Genomic DNA, 21,069 nt, shown 5'->3' on the forward strand with positions numbered 1-21,069 from the left:
CAAAACAACTTATTCGGGTTGCGTTGTCACACTATTAAACGCGATCGAGAAAGATAACGAAGAGAATATAAGATGAATCTACGTCATACATTATGCTTGATTACTTTAGCGGTCTTATCTGGCTGTAATCAAGAATCGGCCAAGGAACCAGAACAACACGCGCCAAAACCTCAGACGGTTCAAGACCGAATCGCAGAAAAAAATGCTCAACAGTGGGAAGATGGTCGTGTTTATATTACAGAAAACAATTACGTTATTTATGACAAAGAGACGGGTAAACCTAAACACTTTATTTTTAAAGCTAAAGAATGGCCACGTGAAGATCTCACCAATGAAAGCTCTTATGATTTACCACGTGTAGTGTTCCGTTGGGATAATGCCCGAAATGAAGCAAAAGACCACTATGATCAAAGGGATAAAGTGTGGAGTATCAAAACGGATGGGACGGACTTGCGTCTGGTCGCAGATGAGTTTGTTGGCAAAGTTCGTCTAATGCGTGTCTCTCCAAATAATCGCTACTTGGCTTTGGCCTATTCGGCCTCAGAAGGGATGTTTAAAGTAATTAAAGATCTTAAGACGGGTGAGTATATTGAACTAGGTCGTTCACGTGGCTACCCTGAGTTTCTATGGGCAGAAGACAGCAGCTACCTTTACTACGTAGACAAGTTTAAAGACTGGAAGTACACCTTAGCGACAGGCGACAAACAGCAAGTAGACACAGAGTTTAATGAGTATTCCGTGATTCAAAAAGGAAAAAGATACGTACTAAACGACTTTGGCGTTGCAGTTTATGATGAGGCAAAAGACGAATTTCTCTTTAGCACGGGAATTAATCCTGATGAACAAAATCTGGGTGATTATAAGTTTAACAAACGTAGTATTAGTCCAGACGGTAAGTACGCTTGGGGTGAAAGTAGGAAGTTTCGTTATCTAATTGATATCGAGCAGGATTCATTTCAACAAGAAGAAATTGTACCGCGAGCGGTAGGTAAACTGCGCTATTTTGAAATTTTGAGTAAAGATGCGAATTATGCTCGGGATGGAGCGGCGCGGGCCATCCTCAGTAAACTAAAAGAAAATAAAGAATTTGGTTCTTATTTAAAATGGGAGCAAATAGGGACGGGCCATAGTGCCAGTAACTCTTCTCTTTACAACGCCTTTGCCAACAATGGTGATTTTGTTAAAGGGGATGAACTGTGAGCACTCATGATACCAGTAACGCGATACCTTTGTGTGCAAATTACTATTTGTTTGGTGTTTATTATGAGGGGGAATTTAACTCTCAAACTAAAACAACTGAATTCCCATCTTGGCATTCAGAGGAAAGCTTGGTAAGAAAACAAATCGCTAATATTCGCCCTTTAGCGAAAGTGCCGATGCTTAACGTCACTGATAGCGATAGCCCTAAGCTTTGGGCTACCGACCATAAATTTAAGTTATGTTCACTGGGTAACGGAAAGCCCGATCAATATGGGGCTTTTGAGGTCCTGACACCAGAGCACACAATTCATGCGTTAGGTAGGGATCTACCCAAAGAGGGTGAGCAGACCTTCACTTTCCGCTTTCCGCCCTTGCCTTTAATAGCTTCACTTTCTGAGTTAAACCCCAAAGAGTTAGCTACAAAAGTTGCAGAGTTGAGTAGCCAGTTGGAAAACAGCGAAGCAAAACTCACCTTGACAGAGGTCAGCATTGAACAATTGGCTAAGCCTTACGAACCAGCTGCGAACGGGGGGCTCAGCGAAGAACAGGCAGAATATAATAAGTGGTATGAAGATGTAAGTGAATCGGGAGAGACACTAAAAGGCTTCGTTTTACCTGTTGTGGCGAGTTGCGCGGTGGTTTTTTCTGATCAAGGCTATGAAAGTGCGACGGTTACTTTGCAAAAGTTTGACTCAACCAAAGAAGGTGGGGAATACAAAACGATAGGCTCTTCAGTACAAGCGGCATTACCTGAAGATGAGCTTTCAGAAGAAAATGCTAAGCAATATCCATGCGCGATGTTTCACGTTGATCCTGCTGATTTTAAAGAAGGCTTATACAGTATCCGTGTCGAATTTATTCCAAGCCAGATGAAAAATGGTGTTCCACAGTTCATTAAAGACGCTCATATTCAGCAATTTTCTGAAGGCTTAGATACAGTCTACACTTACGAGCTACGTGAACAGATTACCTTTTCTTCAAGCACTCCGTTAGGGAAATTTGCCATTGTCAGTGGCGATATGATCTCCCTTGAGGAATCCTTGATTTATCAATACCCTCAGTACTTTGGAAATATGAAACATTACCTTCACGGTAATGTACAAGGTGTAACAGCCAATACGCCAGCTTCAAGGAGTATTGCGTTACTCAAGAATATCCGAGATGTGTCTGCTCAGCTAGGAGCAGGGCTGCTGAGCGGTAGCTTGCAAGACACTTTAGACCGTGATGGCCGCCAAGCGGTGTTTAATAACGTCTCGAAACTGTATTGGGATGCAGTTAAGTCCGAGATGCCGCCTGCGATGAAAGCGGCAGGCGAATTGTATTACGGTATTTACAGTACGAAAGAAGCGCTTGATAAGTTGCAGGAACTCCACACTCCAGCTATCGCGGGTGTTGGTTGGAAGGCGCTATTTCACGATAAGGTTTTTAACACCAATGAAGCTCGGTCAAGCGCACTAGCACTTTCTTTAGAATCACGTCTGGGTAACCGACGTGTGGTTGCCGGGCGAGTTGCGGAAGCTTGGCTTTCTGGTGGTAAAACCGTTGGTTTTAATGGCTTCGGAACGGGATTGACAGCACTTAGTTTGTATAAAAAAGCTAAACAGCTGGTTAATCAAAATAAAAAGGTTGATAAAGCAGAGCAAGGAACAGAAGAAGTTACAAAAGACTACCTTGCTCAAATTCCAGTTTGGAAGACAGCTAACCATATCCAAGAAGAAAAACTAGAACAGGCTTTAAAAGATGCGCGTGATCAATCTGGCAATCAGATTGACGCCATTCTCGTAAATAGCTCTAGAGGCGCAGGAATAAAAATAGAATTTGCCTTTAACTCGCGTGAAAAAGAGTTAAAGGATCATGCACCTATATTTAAACAGCTTGCTGCTTCTCTTGCTAACGTTTTAGAGAATGAGCCAAACCTTAGAGTAGAGATAGAAGGGCATGCTTGCCAAGTCGGTACCGAGAAAGCAAATATGCAGGTCTCGGCAGAGCGCGCAGAATATGCGAAAAAACTGCTCATGAAGGAGTTCCCTGTTTTTGAAGGTCGTGTTTCGGTAGCCGCTTTTGGTGAAAGTAAACCTGTCTATGTTCCCAAACAAGGTGAAAAAGTCGACCGCAACAACCCTAATCTAAGACAAAACCGTCGGGTTGTAATCCGTATTTACCTGCAATCCCTGAACATATTCTTTCATCCCAGTCGCTATGGCTCGCATGCAATGGAACGCTCTAGGCTTGCTCTAGAAGCTGAGATGGTTGCGCAAGATAAAGCAGAAGTCGCACTGCGAATGGCGATTTTTGACAGTGTCGTTGACGTCGCTTCCTATATTCCTGCTATAGCTCCTGCGGCAAGAGGGTTTATGCTTGCCATAGAGGGGTCAAAGACTGCAATATCTGCGGTGAAAGTGATTGATAGTTTAATGTTGGACTCCTTCCTAGAAGAGTTAAAGCAAAGCCATGAGGTTGTCAGTGAGCTTGAAAGGCTGGCAAAAATACATATCGAGTTACTTAACGATTTGCGACGCAGTAAGGTAGATGTAGGTATTGAATGTAGGTCTTATCAGGAACTCATTACTCACCTTGAGAGCGAAGAAGTTCGTAAGGAGGTGTTAAAACGCTACCAACTACGAGCGCTTGCTATTAATGGCTTAGTGTTATTACTCGCTGACCTAGGATCTCAAACCAAACGGAATTCTAATATCTCGTTTAGGTTTTTGGTTGAGCGTTACAAGGTGAAGAAATACATTGAGAACTACATTTTGAGCGATGATTGGTCTGTACATACGATCAAAGGAAACACCTTAGCGGCTAACTGGAAGAACCGTTGTGATAACGAGTACTACACCGAATTATCGACAAAGATGCCACAAGGTGCGCAGCATTGGCCTGCTCCAATAACAACTAATAGCAAAGTTTCTCATCTCTCTATAACCGAAAACAGGGATAGCTTTAAAGCGTCAGGTGCATTTAATCAAATCTTCCCGATACAAACCATGTTGTTTGAACACCCAAATGAAACGATGTTTGATAACTTTACCGAGTCATTTAACCCGCAAGGAAGTGAGTTAAAGAAAGATGAAATCGGCTATTGTCGAATACTAGTTCAGTCAGCTCGTTATACTGAAAGTGATGAACCAGAATGGATGTCATATGATAGTTGGATTCAGCAATCTAGCAGCAGTCGCCTAGGTCCATACGATAAAGTGAAAGTGCAGTTGATACTTAAAAAAGAACACAAGTATGCGAAGCCAGTTACTATTGGCTATGATCGCGTCGACGGGCTCGAAAATATTAAAGGTCCAGCTTTCAGTGACTGGATGCTGCCAATGAAGGTTAGTGACTTCAAAGCAGATCCTGATGGGCGAATAAGTGCTTTTTACAAGCAACAGGGGATTGATGACGGCGCTACGTTGATTGCTATTGAGCATATTCCCTCATTCCGCTTTGGTGATGTGATGATCGACGGTATGAAACCAATGACCTCTAAAGCAAAGCTAATGTTCTCTGATGCAATGTTCAGTATGGCAGTTTCCGGAGCAGCGATATCTGGTCAGCCAAGCGACTATTTTGCAGAAGCGGATTCCTTTAAGCGCTATGTAAAAGGCGGAGGCTTCCAAAATATGCGTTACTGCTTGGGAATTAGAACGAATCAAGGGCAACATAGTTTTTACTTACCACAAGAGTACAGTCTGGGGCAGAAGTTTGATGATGCTGAAGATGAGTTGCAAATTGGCGCTTTAAGTACAGAAACTAGACTGGTTTTGCTTGATACCTATTTGGGAGAGCAGCAACTGCGTCTACGTGAACAGGACCTTATGGTAGAGAGCTTTACCTTAATGGCAAGTGAGGGAGACAAAAATACCATCCCTATACTTCATGGCATTAAACAGCAAGTGGTGGCTATAGACACCAAAGCGTCTGGTTTGAACTTTTTCAGTGAAAGAAAGTGGTACCAATCGGCTGATAATATCTGGCGTGATGGTTTCTCATGGGGAAACAAAAAGAAAGACGATCCTGCCAGTATTTATGTACTGATTTTGGGTGAGAGTCATGAAAAAGCACTTTATGAACGTTTGGGTATGCCGTGGGAAGCAGTGAATATGTGTATTCAACTGGCGCTCGACGGAAATGATGGCAAGCCAGTTAAAGGTCCTCTTTACTTCACCGATATGTATCATATTGGTGAGTTTGCTCATAAAAACGAAGAGTGGATGTTTACTGAATCTATTTCAGAAAACCATCGAGAACAAGTTGATGCCATGAGTGAGTTTATAGGTGAAGCTGTAGGTAGTCTCACTAAAGAGAATGAACTATCTAAGAGCAAAAACTATACGATGTACTGCATGAGGTTTAACTTGGAATATGTTGCACCAACGGGAGTTAGGTTAAAAGGTCTAAGACCGTTTGGTGGTGTAATTGGTGGTAAAGCGAACTTGGAGCTTTCGGTTGCTCATCTAAAACAAGTCGGATTAAATGGAGCTGATGACTATGATATTGGTCGTGATGCTGTAATTTCTATTCCTTCTTTAAATGCGGATAGTGCTTTGGCTGGTAATTTCTTTAGTGATATGCCTTGGTTAATTGAGAAAGAGTCGACAGAGGAAGGCGTAGACAAGTCTGCGGCTGAAACTTGGAAGCAGTATAACGAATCTCAACGCAAGAAATGGTTGAAAGATTGGATTGAGAAACAACCTGCGGTAACTCAAGCACCCAAGCCCTTGGAAAAGTCACTTGATAACCCTTCCTAGATGCAAAAAAACCGCCTTCGGGCGGTTTTTCTTTTCTTATGACTTCATACTGAATTTAGAAGTTTCTTTTTAACCCCCATCAACCCGCTGCAGAAATATCGTATTTCTTCATCTTATGGTTGAGAGTGCTCATTGGAAGCGCCAATTGCTCAGCGGCTTTCTTGGTGTGCCAATTGCAGGCATTTAAGCAATCGATGATCACTGTACGCTCGTATTGGCTGACAACGTCCTTAAGGCTCTTTGAAACGTCTTCTAAATCCGCTTGTGCTTGCTGCTCGTAAGCAGGTTGCTCTGGGGTAGGTGAAGCTACTTTCATGTCGATATTTGGCACATCTTCTGGGATTTGTTCGCCAAACTCAATGTGAGTAATGGTTTCAAAATCGGACAGTAGCACCGAGCGCTCAATGATGTTCTTAAGCTCACGCACGTTCCCTGGGTATTGGTAGGCAAGGAGCTGTTTACGTACGTTGGCACTTAACCCTGGCGCTTGCGGCAGACCTAGCGTGTTGGTTGTGTGTTGCACGAAATGTTCGGCAAGGGGAATAATATCCGACTTGCGTGCTCTCAATGGTGGTAATGTAATAGGGAACACATTCAAACGATAGAACAAATCGGCACGGAATCCGCCATCTTTGATTTGCTGCATAAGATTACAGTGGGTTGCGGCGATAACGCGAACGTCCACTTCAATCTCTTTGCTAGTGCCGATTGGGCGAACTTTACGCTCTTGCAGTACACGCAGTAACTTGGCTTGTAGTAGCATTGGCATATCGCCAATCTCATCCAGGAATAGCGTGCCGCCGTTGGCTGCTTCAAACAGGCCGACTTTGTCTTTGTCCGCGCCAGTGAATGAGCCTTTTTTATGGCCAAAGAGTTCCGACTCTAATAACTGCTCTGGGATTGCGGCACAGTTCTGTACGATCAAAGGCTTTTCTGAACGGTTAGAGTTTTCGTGAATGTATTTCGCGATCACTTCTTTACCGGCTCCCGTTTCACCACGCAATAGAACGTCGACAGGGAGAGATAACACCTTATCAAGACGATTCAAAACATTGAGCATTTCTTCGCTCTCTGCAATAGGACCCTGATAGGTTTTTTGGGTACGTTTTTTGAGCTGAGTGTTCTCGCGCACTAGGGCTTGATTGTCGGCATTGAGATTTTTAATCACTTGCCCGTATTGCTCTAACCACACAGCTTGGCGAATATTACTCGCGGCCATACGACAAAACTCAGTCAATGCAGTTTCATTGTCGATAACACTTAAATCGAGTAAGACTAACAGCCCAATGGTTTTGCTTTCGCTATCAATCAAAGGCCAAGCCAGTAAGTTCTCGCTTTTTAATCCCAGTGTCTGCTCAGTTTGATAGATGCTTTCGCAGTCATAGCCGTTGTACTTATACAACTCGTTAATCAACACCACTTCACCATTACGAATGGCAAAGTTAAATGGATCGTTCTCACTGGCTGAGTCTAACTGTAATGCTTCCCAAGGGTGGGAAACGATAGTTTTATCGTTATGGTGAGCGGTACTTGGAATCAACGCCTGCCCAGTCTGGTCCAAAACGTAAATGATGCCGTGCTTTGCGAGGGTCATTTGTCTCGCAGCGGTCAACACAGCATCCAACGTTTGGGTAAGCTGGCTGCGATCAGCCAAAGACTGACTGATCGCAAGTAGGGCGTTACTAAGTTCGCTATGGTTAGCTGAACGCATAGGTTAGTGTTCCTTGCTCATCGACAGACACTTCGATTTGCGTATGTGAATCATCCTTGTCATGCACTAATAGCTGAGTCGATAGTTGCGGCAGCAACTGACGGTTGATGACTGCGTCGATGTTACGCGCGCCCGTTTCAGCAAGGCGGCAGTTACCTAGTACGAACTCAACTAAGCTTTCTTCGTAGCTCAGGGACAACTTGTGATGGCTCTGTAGACGCTGAGAAACTTTGTTCAGCTTGTGGTGAATAATTTCTGTCATTGCTTCATCAGACAGCGGAACAAATGGTAGTACTGACATACGTGCCAACAGCGCCGGCTTGAAGTGTTGGTTCAAAGTAGGGCGAATAGCTTCTGCGATGATGTTCGCATCGATGTCTTTGGATTGATGAACCAAAGATTCAATCTCGTGCGTCGCAAGGTTACTGGTCATGATGATCAGCGTGTTCTTGAAGTCGATTGTGCGGCCTTCGCCGTCGTTCAGCGTGCCTTTGTCGAACACTTGGTAGAACAGGTTCAACACTTCAGGGTCGGCTTTTTCCACTTCATCAAGAAGAACAACAGAATATGGACGTTGACGAACCGCTTCTGTCAGCATGCCGCCTTCACCGTAACCTACGTAACCCGGAGGTGAACCAATTAGGCGTGATACCGTGTGCTTCTCTTGGAACTCAGACATGTTAATGGTCGTCATAAAGCGCTCACCACCAAACATTTGATCAGCGATCGCACGAGCCGTTTCGGTTTTACCCACACCACTTGGGCCAACTAGCAGGAATACGCCTGTTGGTGCGTCTGGGTTACCTAGACCAGCTTTCGCAGTTTGAATGCCTTCAGACAGTGCATCGATAGCGTATTCTTGGCCTTTGATGCTTTGTGTTAGGCTTTCTTTCAGTTTTAGCGTGGTTTCTGCTTCGTCTTGAAGCATCTTACCCATTGGAATACCAGTCCAGTCCGAGATCACATGGCTGACTTCATCTGGGCCCACTTCAAAGTGAACCAGTGGGTTGCCATTGCGGATTACATCTAGTTGTTCTTGGCAGGCCGAAATGGCAATGCGAACGGCTTCTTCATCCATTTCTGCATATGGAGAAACGTCTTGCTCTTGTTCTGAATCTTCGTCTGCAACAAGCTCTTCTTCATTTGTTTCGCCAAAGACCAGTTCATGTAAGCGAGAGCGTAGAGCAATCATCTCTTGGATCTGCTCTTTTTCTTTGTGCCATTGCGCTTCTTGTTCTGCTAGCTCTTCTTTCGTTGTTTCCATTGCCAGTTTTAGGTCTGGAATGTTAGCAAGGCTGTGCTTGTCGCCAGTTTGCTGCAGAGCGTCACGCTCAAGAGCTTCTAGCTCGCGCTGTTGAGCTGCAAGTTCTTGCTGCAGAGTCTCAACAGAAGCAGGAATGGCATTAAGGCTGATGTTCACTCGTGCACACGCCGTATCTAGTACATCGATCGCTTTGTCTGGCAGTTGACGGCCAGAGATGTAACGAGCAGAAAGCGCTGCCGCAGCAGTGATAGCATCGTCACGCACGTAAACGTTATGTGACTTCTCGTATGCTGGGCGCAGACCACGAATGATCAATGCTGCTTGCTCAGGAGACGGTTCGTCGAGTTTCACCAATTGGAAACGACGTGCAAGGGCAGGATCTTTCTCGAAGTGCTTCTTGTATTCCGACCATGTTGTCGCAGCGATGGTTTTCACTTCACCACGCGCTAGGGCTGGTTTTAGCAAGTTTGCCGCGTCGCTGCCGCCCGCTTGGTTACCACCGCCAACAAGGGTGTGTGCTTCATCGATGAATAGAATGATTGGAGTTGGTGAGTTTTTCACTTCATCCAATACTGCGTTTAGGCGTTTTTCGAATTCGCCTTTTACGCTTGCACCAGCTTGCAGAAGACCCATGTCCAGGCCGTAAAGCTCAACACCTTTGAGGTTGTCTGGTACGTCACCTTGTACAATCTTAAGTGCCAAACCTTCTACTACTGCGGTTTTACCAACGCCCGGTTCACCAACAGCAATAGGGTTGTTTTTACGGCGACGAGCAAGAATGTCCACGATTTGGCGGATTTCTTGGTCGCGGCAGAAAACAGGATCGATTTCGCCTTTGCGTGCTTTACCAGTGAAGTCTGTCGTGAACTTGCTCAGTGCTGAGCCATCCTCACGAGCTTGTGTTTTCTCTGAAGTAGCAACTTGCGCCTCAATAGAGTGGCTTGTTAGCTCTGCAAAGTTACGCTTAAGGCTGTCAGGGTTTACCGCTTCAAGGATAGAGGCGTAACCATGTTGGCCGTAACGGAGAGGGTTGCTAACAAGAGTAAGGAGTAAGGCACCAGAGCGGATTTGTGTTTCGGATAGATCTAAAGAAGAAACCAGCCAGCTTTCTTGCAACCATTCGATTAATAAAGCAGAAAAAACAGGTTTGCTGCCATTTCCTTTGGCGTTGGTGTCGAGTGTGGATCGAACCGATTGTCTTAATAAGTTCTCAGAACAATCAAAATGACTTAATAAGACGTCAAAATCACTATTTGGCCTTTCTAATAGACTCAGTAAATAATGCTCAATTTGAACTTCGTTTGCTTTTTCAGAGACTGCAAGTGCAGCGGCGTCTTCTAATGCTACTTTTGCAATCGGGTGTAGACGCTGAATTAATGAAGAAAGGTTTATATTTATCATAGCCATTTTATTCTTTAGAGGAAAAGAGGTAGCGGCTATTATACTAAAAGTGATTGCGTTCTTTTTTTATCAAGATATTTTGACTATCGTTTGTTGGTTATTTTTAATGATTATTGTGACATTAATGTTTGTGGTTATTTTAATGGCGTTGTTATTCTAAATTAATTGATAGTAAAAGTGTCGGATTTATTAGTTTTAATGACTTTATTTACACAGTTTTATATGGTTATTTTCACTTTTTAAAGTTAGAACAATTTATTATTATCTTAATCCAACTTTTTGGTTTTTTATCCAATAAATTGTACTCAAGATATTAGTGAATAATGCCTTAATTTGTATAAGTTGTTGTTTTTATTGTGTTTTTAAAGTTGGCACGGACTTTGATTATACCAAGTAGTCGCGGTGATAAGCGATTTGGTGATTTAAACAAAACAGATTTTAGAAAAGGAAATAGCGATGCCAACTCCAGCATATATGTCTATCCAAGGTGAGACTCAAGGCCATATTACTAAAGATACTTACTCTGCAGATTCAGTAGGTAACACATGGCAAGAAGCTCATGTTGATGAGTTCCTAGTACAAGAACTTGATCACGTGCTAACTGTTCCACGTGATCCACAAAGTGGTCAGCCAACTGGTCAACGTGTACACCGTCCACTTGTTGTAACTAAAGTTCAAGATCGCTCATCTCCACTACTATTCAACGCACTAGTATCTGGCGAAAAACTTCCTGAGTGTGTGATCCGCTTCTACCGCACTTCAGTTCAAGGTAAACAAGAGCACTACTACTCAATCAAATTGATTGATGCGCTACTTGTCGATATCCAAACTCGTATGAACCACTGTCAAGACGCAGCAACAGCTGACCGCGTGACAGAAGAAGTGCTTAAGTTCACTTACCGTGCGATCGAAGTAACTCACGAAAACTGTGGTACTGCGGGTAACGACGACTGGCGTGCTCCACGCGAAGCTTAATTGCTCGTCGCGTAAAGATTCAGGGCCAACGATTGTTGGCCCTAATTCGATTATTTGTATCAGGTAAAAGATATGGTGAATGACGTAGAATTTAAATTTGAAGTGCCTGGATGTGGGCATGAATTTCGGGTCGAGAGCTTTCATGTTCATGAAGAGTTATCTAAGCCTTTCCACATCAATCTCTCATTACTTTCACTTGATCCAGATATCTCGTTCGATGAGTTAATACGTAAAGCAGGAACATTGACACTTTACGGACAAGGTGTTGGGGCTGCGCGTGTGTTCAACGGCGTGGTGAATGAAGTGCGTTACTTAGGAACTGGACGTCGTTTTTCTCGTTATCAATTAGTCTTGGTTCCTCAAGCTTGGTTCTTATCTCAGCGCCAAGATTGTCGTATTTTCCAGCAAAAGTCAGCGCAAGACATCATCACAGAAGTACTCGATGATGGGGCAGTCACCGATTACCGATTTGAAGTGTCGGGTACTTATCCTCCAAAAGAATACGTTCTGCAATACCGTGAGTCTGACTTGCACTTCGTGCAGCGTATGATGGCTGAACACGGTATGTGGTATTACTTTGACCATAGCGATTCAAATCATACGATGGTCATTGTCGACAGTAATGACGCGATTGCACCTTTGATAAGCTCGCCACTAAATGCTTCTTACATTGGGCCGATTGTTTATCATGCCGATGGTGGCGGTGTTGCCGATCGCGAACATATCTCTGATCTCGAGTTAGTTAACCGCGTTAGAACAGGACAGGTTACGTACACAGATTACAACTACGAACACCCTAAAATTCCACAAGAGATGACACAGGCTGGCGAGCTAGACCAAGATCTCAAGCAGTTTGATTATCCTGGACGATACGTTGACCCGCTGATGGGTCAGGTGAGAACCACGGAGTGGATGTCGGAACACATAGTCGATAATCAACAAGTGGAAGCAACGAGTGACGTAATGCGCTTAGCATCTGGTTACAGCTTTAACGTCAGTGACCACCCGCGTTCTGAGATTAACCGCGATTACCTTATGTTGTCTGTAATGCACACAGGTCAAGATCCGCAAGTGCATGAAGATGAAGCGAGTGGTATGCCAACCACTTACTACAACCAGTTCTCGTGTATTCCACGTGATGTGGTGTTTAAAGCGCCTAAACTAGCAGCACCAGTAGTGGATGGCCCTCAAACTGCGGTCGTTGTAGGACCAGAAGGTGAAGAGATTTACACCGACAAGCTTGGTCGAGTGAAAGTACAGTTCCATTGGGATCGCTACGGTGATAACAACGAGCATTCAAGCTGTTGGATTCGTGTAAGCCAATCCATGGCGGCGCCAACATGGGGCGCAGTTTATTTGCCGCGTATTGGCCACGAAGTCGTAGTAACTTTCCTTGAGGGGGACCCAGATCGTCCGTTAGTTACGGGCGCAGTTTACAACGGTTTGCATTTCCCACCGTACTCTTTGCCAGAAAACAAAACTCGTACCACGTTCCGCACGCAAACGCACAAAGGAACAGGTTACAACGAGTTGAGTTTTGAAGACGAAGCGAACCAAGAAGAAGTCTATATTCACGCTCAAAAAGACATGTCGACCAAGGTGCTCAACAACCGTTACCGTGATATCGGTCAAGATGAATTCTTGAAGGTTGCACGTCACCAAACGAATGAAGTTCATGGTGACCATAAAGAAACCATTCATGGGCATAAAACGACACAGGTAAACAGTACGTTTACGGAGACAGTCGAGCAAGACGTTACCGTTACATACAACGCGAACGAAGCCCAGTATGTGAAAAACAATTCTGACTTAGAAATTGGTGATAACCGTACGACTAAGATCGGTAAAAATGATGACTTAGATATTGGCGAAAACAGTAACCTTACTATCGGTGCGTCTAAGAGTTCAGATATTGGTGCGGATGATAACCAGACGGTTGGTGGCAACTTAACGGTATCAGTGAAAGGGAACACCGCTTATAAAGCTGATGGTGCAACGCAAATTATCAGTGGCGACAAGATTGTATTGAAAACGGGTGGTTCCTCTTTAGTGATGAACAGTGATGGTTCAATAAAGTTATCAGGCTCGGCTATTACGATCGAAGGCAGTGACAAAGTCGTCGTGAAAGGTGGCAACGTAGTGGTTAACTAACAATGGAAAAACAACCTCTTACAACAGAAGTAATATCAGAGCAGCAAGCCGAATCAACGGCTTGCTTTTCGCGTTTTGGAAGAATAGTGGCTATCAATGAGTCTACGGGCAGTGTGCGAGTTGATTTTGATGGTAACCCATTTAAGCAGCCACTCACTGCGAGACTAGGACGTGGCTTTCGTCGTTCTGAGCTGCAAATGGCTATCGATAATCGATTAAGTTGTCGAGTTGAATTTTTGAACGACGACTTAAGCTTGCCTCTTGTGACGGACATTTTCTTCTCCATTCTGGATGACTCTGACGAGTTTGTATTGCGAGCGAAGAAGATGGTTATCGAGACAGAACAAGAGTTGGTAGTCAAAAGTGGTGAGACAGAAACTCGCTATAGCGGGCGCGATGGACGAATTACCACTAAAGCGAAGTACGTCACTTCTCAAGCAGAAAAAGCACAAAAAATTCAAGGCGGAACGATCGCAATTAACTAATTACCTAGCATTAGCTAATTTACGTCGAGTTAGCTAATTACTTTGTATTAACTAATTGCAATCGCGTTATGGCACGCTAATAACGGATAACTAGATGCGACAAAGAATCGGTGTCGAGCACCTAAAGGCACCCATAACCAATCAAGAAGTCGAAGGCGCGTTAGCAAAAGCTGATCGCGCTGTGAATGACCTTTCCCAGTTGCCAGTAACATGGCTAGATTTCTGTAATGAAAAGCTGTCCATTGCTTCTGAAAGTATCGGGTTTTTAATCAGGCAGCGAGTTCAAATTCACAAAAGGGGTTATCCAAGTCGTGAGTTGGCGTATCTCAAGCTGATCGAACGCCAAATTGAAGAACTGAAGCAGGTGTACTTGTCGTTTTATCGGCTAGCACCGGGGTTGATTCATCAGTTAAGAGGCCAGGAGCCAGAAATCTACAGCTGGCTGATGCTACAGGGCGAGTTGGGCTCAGAGTTGGATAACCTTTTGTGCGGATTGAGTTTATTCGAAGATATTGACGCTAAAACCGCAATGGTCATTGCCGTACAATCTCCGGTTGAATCTATGGATAGCACGCTTTCGGAGCTTATTGAGGGTAATGCGACATCCAGTGCGTTTTACTTTGAATGCTTACGTGTACGTCAAACATTAAGTGTTTCTCTCATCAAGCGCTGGCACAAAGCCAGCATCATTAGCTCTCAAGTTGCTTTGCCACTGCTCGCTTTACAAGACGTGAAAGAGGGGATTGATTGGCTTAATGACAATGCAGGCAGCGAACAATACCTATTTGAACGTTTGATTACCAAACGTGACAGAGGCACTTGGTTCCGTCAGAGCTTTGGCATCGAACCAAATGGATTACCATCAGCGCAAGTGCTTACTTATGCCAAGTTGCTTGAGTTAAAAGAGTTTGAGGCGTTTGATATCTCTTCTTCATTAGCACCTGTTGATTTTGCGCTGAGTGGCGATTGGAAACTGGTGCCTCAAATCATCGAGCACTTGGAAAGTCTGGAGGAAGCTGAAGGTGAAATTTGGCTTCAAGCCTTGTATGTCGTCTACGGAAAGCTTCTTCCTCTGAATCCGCAAGATGTTGGTGTCGAGTATGAATGGGAAGAGATCGTCGATCTGCTCAATGAGTGGGTGGAAGATGAAAAATATATCCAAAATCTACCAAGCCGCTTGGGTTACGCATTGAGCTTCGAGTCTACGTTAGCTGCGATGCAAGATTCTAACGTTGATGTGCTGTTCCGCGACTGGCTATGGCGCCAAATCTGCATTCAATCCAGAGCCTACGTGCCTTGGGATATGGCGATGCCGATACATCAGCAAGACTGGAACTTCAACAATTTAAAGGCCGCACCTTCTGCGAGCGAACGATTCAACTTAAGGAATAGCAATGCAGTTATGGGATATTGAAGCGCACCCTGAGCTATCACTTAAAGGTCGTTTTCAACGTGACGAAAACGGCGATGAAGTGTGGGTTGTGGTCGCTAAACGTACTTGGCAATTCGATGGTGTGGTTTGGCACGAATTAGGTGAAAGTGAAATCTTCGATGATCCCCAATATTTGGGCGAAGAAGGTTTCTCTGCGATGAAAGTTGACCACGAGTTCGCGTATACCAAAGACAACACAGATGTACTTGTTTACGGCAAAGCGCGCAGCTACGCGAAAAAGCCAGTGACATACCAAGAGTGTCGTGTGCTGATTGATGGTCATATCGATAAGACTCTCGCTATTCACGGGGAACGCGTATGGGTTGAGCATGCTGGCAGTATCACGCTGAGCAATCCAGTCCCATTTATTGAAAAAGACATTGATTACACTTGCGCGGTAGGCGGTGATTTACGTAACCGAATAGGTGGTGGGGTTGCCGACTCCAACAAAGAATTGCTTGAACAGAAAGTACCCTCGATTTTTTATCCCCGAGAGGACTGGAGTGCCGCCGCGAAAAAACTACGCGTTGCGGGGTTCGGGCCAGTGCCTCCGTTCTTTGAGTCGCGCCAGAAGCTGGCCGGCACGTTCGATGACGATTGGATTGAGAATCGCAAGCCAATGTTGCCACTCGATTTTGATAAGCGGTTCTTCCAAAGCGCGCCTATTGATCAACAGTGCAAAGGATTCCTTCGTGGGGGGGAGCGTTTGATGATGAGTGGCTTTTGTCATGATGACACGCTTTCATTTCGAATTCCTAAAGAAAAATACCGTGCGATCGCGACGTTCAAAGATCAAAGTTATCAAGCTGATATGGCGATGTACACCTTATTCGTTGATGCGGAAAAGAAAACTATATCAATCAGTTACACCGCTGCGTTTCCTTGTCAGGGCAAGGAGCATTTGTTGGTGTCGACATCCATCACTAAGTTGGAAGAGGTAAGCGAGCATGCATAATTCAACAGGCCGTTACGTGCTAGGGATGGAAGTGATGACGCCAACCGGTATGAATTTAGATATTGCTACTGCAGTTTCGTATGCTGACTTAGGAAGATTCGACCAATGTGTAGGGGATGATGGTATCGAGCGTTTTACTTACGCCAAAATCGAATACACCAAAGAAAGTGAGCAGTTTGAGAAAACGTGTGAGTTAATCACCCACTTGCTTAATTCATTGTTAGCACAGTTACCACGTTCATTGAGACCAATACCTTTGCTTATAGCGGTGCCTGCGTCTGTTTCACTAGTAAAGGTGCAAGAATGGCTTGGTGAAAGTAACTATGCTGAATTTCTCTCTGTGGTGAATGCTGTTCATGCCAGTGGGCCTAGTTTCGTTCTCCAGGCCATGAAATCATTGGATAAATATGATGCTATGATGTGTATCAGTGTCGATTCCTTGGTGAGTTCGATGCAAACACTCATCGACGATGCGATGGTAATGAGTACCAATAATCCATGGGGCGTTATTCCGAGTGAGGGTGGGGCGGGTTTAATTCTTTGTCGAAGAAATACCGTAGAAACATTGAAACTTAAGCCTCAAGCGCAGCTTGGCTACATTGATACGGAATTAAACACTTCAGACCGAAGAGGCATGTTTCGACTTGTTCAACGTGCGAGTAAAAAGCTCGATTTATTTGGTGAAGTGTATTCCGATATGACGAACCTGCGCATGCATTCGGAAGATTACGGTTTTGCTCTGGGGGCTAAAGCAGAACGATTCACGAACCCAGAACAACCGCAGCTTATCAATGAGTTGTGGGGCACAATGGGCAGTTGTTCTTCTCTCGCTTTAATTGCCTTTGCGGTCAGAGAGCACCACTTTAAGCAACCAACTACGTTGTTAATGTTCGACTTTCATGGTGACAAAGGAGTTCTCCAATTACTGCAATGTTAGTGGGCACTCATCGATCAAATGGCAATGAAAATATACTCATATTATTAGGTTGAAGTTTGTAACACGAAAAAGCGTATAACTCATGCAGTGAAAGCGTAAGTAAAAAGGTCTAATAAGTTAGTAATAATAACTAAAATAATAGGCTTACTGTTTGTTTTAAATACCAACCTTGATACAAGTACGTTCAAGAAAATATTATTCAACTCTAATAATATTTATTCTATGAAAGAGTACTAAGTGTCTAATAATCAGAGTACAGCCAAAGGATATATCGATCAGTTGGTTGTTAAAGCTATTGAGAAAAAGAAACTGAATGAGCAAAGGCTAGCAGAAAAAAATAAGCCGAAGCTTGAGTACGTGCTTTTTTCACAGTTTGATGTATTAGACAAGCTTCCTTCTAAAAATGGTAAGACAACGGTTTACCATCTTGCAAAAAAAGGGCAGCCAGAGAAGCAAATCTGTTGCAAAGTTATCAATGATGACTCGCCAGAATTTGCGAGCAAAATGTTGATTAACGAAGCGAGCAGGCTGGAGCTTTCTCAACACCCTAGCGTGGCTAACTTTGTAAAAATCGGCAACGAATTCGAACGCCCATATTTGATGTACGAGTGGATCCAAGGTGAATCACTGGCAGAAAAAATGGAGCGTCATTCTTCTAAAGGCTTCCGCCACGACCACATCGCTTGGTTGGTGTATCAACTCGCTGGCGCTCTAGAGTTTATGCATACAAGAGGTATCTGCCATCTTGATATTAAACCATCTAACGTATTAGTGAGTGAAGGCGATTACGTTAAGCTCATTGATTTCGGCGCTGCTCGTTACATTGGAGAGACAGAACCTTACGCAGAAGCAAGCTTGAGCTACGCTTCCCCTCTTTATATAGAAACTGGCATCGCGGAACCGCAAGATGATGTTTACTCTCTCGCTTTGCTCGCTGGACACCTATTTTTAGGATCAATATTTGGTGATGCTTGGAATAAGCAGTTAAAAGATCGAAAGCGTCCGGCTTTGATCCCAGCTCATATTTGGAAATTGCTGAAAGAAGTCATCAACAAACCAAGAGGGCATGGCTATACCGCTATTTCTTTTGCTCAACAGTTAGCGCGAATCGATACGCAATCAATTAGCTCAAATTCTAACGCACCAATTTTCAGTAGCTTGCGTAACGCGGACTTGCTGCTTACACACTGTAAGCCAAATGATAAAACGGCGTATGGTCGCTTTAAAATATTAGAGGCGAGCTTAGTGTTGAGTGTGCTGGCAACAGCAGGAAGTTATTTGTATCAACAGAATAAAGATCAATTGGATGCCATTTTTTCCCGAGGTGTCACTACTGTAACTCACGTTATTACGCCCTCTGAAACGGCTTCTTTTTTGGCTCAGCCTCCATGGAAAATCAAAGAAGAATTGTCTCAAGCTACTCAGAGTATTGATATGACAGTAGCTTATCGAACAGCATATCAAGCTCAGCAGTTAAGCCTCTCGAATTTATATGAAGAAAAACAGGCTCAGTTAACGTCGTATCAATCGTTAGCGGATGGCTTACCAATGGCATTAGTCGAATTACGTAAAGAGCTTGTCACCTTGCGAGAAACCCTTGTTCGTGACGGTGCCCTGTTTCCATATGCGGATGAGGCGTTGACTAAAGTGATGTCTGGATTAAATGTCGCGTCTATCGATTCCATGAAAGTATCTGCCATAGCTGGCAGTCGAGATAAGCAGATTGCTCGCTTAATTTTAGATGGTGAAGCTAAGCTCGCAGAAAATGAAATGAAAGAGGCATGGTTATTAAACCAGTCACAAGCCTATTTCTACAACCAAATCTTACCAAAGGCTGTGATGGAAAATATTAATGACTCCATCGATAAACATGCAGAGGCGCACTTTTACACCAAAGCAATTGAAGAAGCTGAATTAGCCAAAGCCTACTTCGGTAATACGCCAGAACTAGACAAAAAAATAAAGGATTTAATCGTCGCAAGAAGCGAATTTATTTTGTTTAGCACCGTGATGGAGCAATCCGTTTACGACAAACAAAAGCTACATGAATCCCTTGCCGATTTAGAACGGAATGCACCAAGTAAATTTACAGAAATCACGAAAATTCTAGATAGCATGGCGTCGGATGCGATAGAGCAGAGCCATCGATTATCTAAGCCAGCAAATGGCGCAATTGCGGTAGCGCGTGCGTTGAGAGATTACTTGACTGAAGGAGACGTGAATTTTGTCCAACATTGATATCGATCGTCTGCTTAATCCTATTTCTGATGAATCTCCAGTGGGAAACGATGCCCGTTACGAGTTTTGCTATGAAATGATGGAGTCCGAAGTGAAGAAATTCGGTTCCTTGTTTGGCGAAACAGTAGATTGGAGCGTGGTAAAAACGCACGCGACCGAAGTTCTAGAGCACCACAGCAAAGACTTAAAAGCCATTTGTTACCTCGTTCGCGCGCTAACAGAAGAGTTTGGTCTGCAAGGCTTTGAACAAGGTCTAAAGCTGCTTAGTGAGGCGTTAAGTCGCTTTGGCGTTGAATTGTATCCTTCCCGAAAGCGGGGTCGAGATGGCGCGGTCGAATGGTTGAACCATCAGTTTAAACTGGTCAGCAGCAAGTTAGCGGAAAGCGCTCAGTCATGGGATTTGGTATCAAACTGCATTTCGACTATTGAAGAAGTGCAGCGTCAATACGACGAGGTTTATCAAGACTCAGAAGCGGATTTCTTTGAGATTCGCACTCAACTCAATGTTTTATCTCAACAAGCGGCGGCTGATGAGCAGAGCGATGATGCAGTCGTTAACGTCGAACAAGCGGCGCCTGCACCAGCTACGCAGCCTGCTGCCGCAGAAACGCCAGCGCAGAGTGAAGTGCAAACCGCACCGGTGAAGGCGGTTCCGCCGGCCCCTAAACCTGCGCCAGTTAAGAAAGCGGTAGCAAAAGAAGTCGATGTCGATACGGACTTCTCTTCGCCGACGGCTTCTAAGCGCACCTTGAAGAAGGTTGCGGAAGTCATGCTTCATGCGAACCCAAGTGATCCGCTGGCTTACCGGATTTATCGTCATCTGACTTGGGATGACATTGATGGTCTACCCGACCACCAAAATAATCAAACGCCTTTGAGCTTGGCAGTGTCGTCCGATCAACAAGCAGAATACCGAGATAAAGCTGACCAAGAAAGCGACATCGACACCATTAAGCGTTTGGAGCGCACATTAACGGATGCGCCGTTTTGGCTGACGGGCCATTACTTCGTGTATTCGATGCTTAATAACTTGGGTTTTGATGATGCAGCGCTTGCTGTGAAACAAGAAGTGACGCGTTTTGTTGACTCACTAGAGGGCATAGAGCACCTCTCATTTAAGAATTCTATACCATTTGCAGATGAAGCGACCTTGAGCTGGTTATCGACTCAAGATACTACTTCTTCGACTTCTCAACCCGTTGTTCAAACGGTTGTGATTTCGCAGGAAGACTCGCTGCCAATGGAGGATATCACTCTAGAAAATCTAGGGGAATGTGCCGCAGAGCTTGCCCGTAAACTTGAGCTGGATAGCTCGGGACGTGGGCAGTTCATGCTGTATTTACAATTGATAGCAGCTTACCAGTCTGTTGGATTATACCCGTTGTGTTTGCCGTATCTTGAGAAGGGGTGGGAAGTACAAAAAGCGTTTAATCTCGCGAGCTGGGAACCCCACTTATCGTCACAGTTAGAAGACCTAATTCGAAAAACACTCCATCGGTTATTTGGAAGCAAGGATCTTTTACCTGAGAAGTATGAAGAGTGGAAAGCAATTTACGACTAATTAAAGAGTTAGATAAG

Annotated in this window: 12 protein-coding genes; 10 read left to right on the forward strand and 2 right to left on the reverse strand. The window is 44.3% G+C overall.

Going from position 1 to position 21,069, the window contains the following annotated elements:
• The first annotated feature begins 72 nt into the window (after positions 1 to 72).
• Together KI742_RS01880 and KI742_RS01885 are read left to right on the forward strand one after the other, a co-directional pair.
• Entirely contained in the window at positions 73 to 1,200 is a 1,128-nt protein-coding gene (locus KI742_RS01880; protein ID WP_054577785.1) for a hypothetical protein, read from the forward strand.
• Entirely contained in the window at positions 1,197 to 5,942 is a 4,746-nt protein-coding gene (locus KI742_RS01885) for an OmpA family protein (protein ID WP_213866792.1), read from the forward strand. The genes KI742_RS01880 and KI742_RS01885 overlap by 4 nt, the downstream gene beginning before the upstream one ends.
• Before the next feature lie 79 nt (positions 5,943 to 6,021).
• On the opposite strand, the gene KI742_RS01890 is transcribed toward KI742_RS01885, so the two are convergent.
• Positions 6,022 to 7,653 carry a sigma-54-dependent Fis family transcriptional regulator gene (locus KI742_RS01890; RefSeq protein ID WP_213866791.1) on the reverse strand — a complete coding sequence of 544 codons (1,632 nt, stop codon included), beginning with the start codon at positions 7,651 to 7,653 and terminating at the stop codon, positions 6,022 to 6,024.
• Positions 7,640 to 10,318, reverse strand: coding sequence for a type VI secretion system ATPase TssH (gene tssH, locus KI742_RS01895; RefSeq protein WP_285385015.1), 2,679 nt, complete (start codon positions 10,316 to 10,318; stop codon positions 7,640 to 7,642). The genes KI742_RS01890 and tssH overlap by 14 nt, the downstream gene beginning before the upstream one ends.
• A 456-nt stretch (positions 10,319 to 10,774) precedes the next feature.
• Here tssH and KI742_RS01900 point away from each other — a divergent pair, with 456 nt between their 5' ends.
• From KI742_RS01900 to tssA, 8 genes are all read left to right on the forward strand, one after another.
• Positions 10,775 to 11,293 (forward strand): Hcp family type VI secretion system effector, encoded by a 519-nt coding sequence (locus KI742_RS01900; RefSeq protein WP_005373415.1) that lies wholly within the window; start codon positions 10,775 to 10,777, stop codon positions 11,291 to 11,293.
• Positions 11,294 to 11,365: 72 nt separating this feature from the next.
• The gene (gene tssI, locus KI742_RS01905) at positions 11,366 to 13,444 is read left to right on the forward strand and encodes a type VI secretion system tip protein VgrG (RefSeq protein WP_005373412.1); all 2,079 of its coding nucleotides are present in this window, start codon (positions 11,366 to 11,368) and stop codon (positions 13,442 to 13,444) included.
• A gap of 2 nt (positions 13,445 to 13,446) precedes the next feature.
• On the forward strand, positions 13,447 to 13,929 hold the full coding sequence (locus tag KI742_RS01910) for a hypothetical protein (protein WP_025767908.1): 483 nt from the start codon (positions 13,447 to 13,449) through the stop codon (positions 13,927 to 13,929).
• A gap of 94 nt (positions 13,930 to 14,023) precedes the next feature.
• Positions 14,024 to 15,343 carry a hypothetical protein gene (locus tag KI742_RS01915; protein ID WP_154204261.1) on the forward strand — a complete coding sequence of 440 codons (1,320 nt, stop codon included), beginning with the start codon at positions 14,024 to 14,026 and terminating at the stop codon, positions 15,341 to 15,343.
• Entirely contained in the window at positions 15,324 to 16,316 is a 993-nt protein-coding gene (locus tag KI742_RS01920; protein ID WP_005386096.1) for a DUF2169 domain-containing protein, read from the forward strand. The genes KI742_RS01915 and KI742_RS01920 overlap by 20 nt, the downstream gene beginning before the upstream one ends.
• On the forward strand, positions 16,309 to 17,253 hold the full coding sequence (locus tag KI742_RS01925) for a hypothetical protein (RefSeq protein WP_213866790.1): 945 nt from the start codon (positions 16,309 to 16,311) through the stop codon (positions 17,251 to 17,253). The genes KI742_RS01920 and KI742_RS01925 overlap by 8 nt, the downstream gene beginning before the upstream one ends.
• Before the next feature lie 237 nt (positions 17,254 to 17,490).
• On the forward strand, positions 17,491 to 19,491 hold the full coding sequence (locus tag KI742_RS01930) for a protein kinase (protein ID WP_017633758.1): 2,001 nt from the start codon (positions 17,491 to 17,493) through the stop codon (positions 19,489 to 19,491).
• A complete protein-coding gene (tssA, locus tag KI742_RS01935) occupies positions 19,478 to 21,052 on the forward strand; it encodes a type VI secretion system protein TssA (protein WP_137282738.1) in 1,575 nt (524 codons plus the stop codon). The genes KI742_RS01930 and tssA overlap by 14 nt, the downstream gene beginning before the upstream one ends.
• The last annotated feature ends 17 nt before the right edge of the window (positions 21,053 to 21,069 follow it).

It is taken from the genome of Vibrio sp. D417a, assembly GCF_030248595.1.
Lineage (GTDB): Bacteria > Pseudomonadota > Gammaproteobacteria > Enterobacterales > Vibrionaceae > Vibrio > Vibrio alginolyticus.

Coding starts and splice junctions, on each gene's coding strand:
- KI742_RS01880 (WP_054577785.1), top strand. CDS start 73: ATGAATCTACGTCATACATTATGCTTGATTACTTTAGCGGTCTTATCT.
- KI742_RS01925 (WP_213866790.1), top strand. CDS start 16,309: ATGCATAATTCAACAGGCCGTTACGTGCTAGGGATGGAAGTGATGACG.
- KI742_RS01900 (WP_005373415.1), top strand. CDS start 10,775: ATGCCAACTCCAGCATATATGTCTATCCAAGGTGAGACTCAAGGCCAT.
- KI742_RS01890 (WP_213866791.1), bottom strand. CDS start 7,653: ATGCGTTCAGCTAACCATAGCGAACTTAGTAACGCCCTACTTGCGATC.
- KI742_RS01910 (WP_025767908.1), top strand. CDS start 13,447: ATGGAAAAACAACCTCTTACAACAGAAGTAATATCAGAGCAGCAAGCC.
- KI742_RS01920 (WP_005386096.1), top strand. CDS start 15,324: ATGCAGTTATGGGATATTGAAGCGCACCCTGAGCTATCACTTAAAGGT.
- tssI (WP_005373412.1), top strand. CDS start 11,366: ATGGTGAATGACGTAGAATTTAAATTTGAAGTGCCTGGATGTGGGCAT.
- tssH (WP_285385015.1), bottom strand. CDS start 10,318: ATGATAAATATAAACCTTTCTTCATTAATTCAGCGTCTACACCCGATT.
- KI742_RS01915 (WP_154204261.1), top strand. CDS start 14,024: ATGCGACAAAGAATCGGTGTCGAGCACCTAAAGGCACCCATAACCAAT.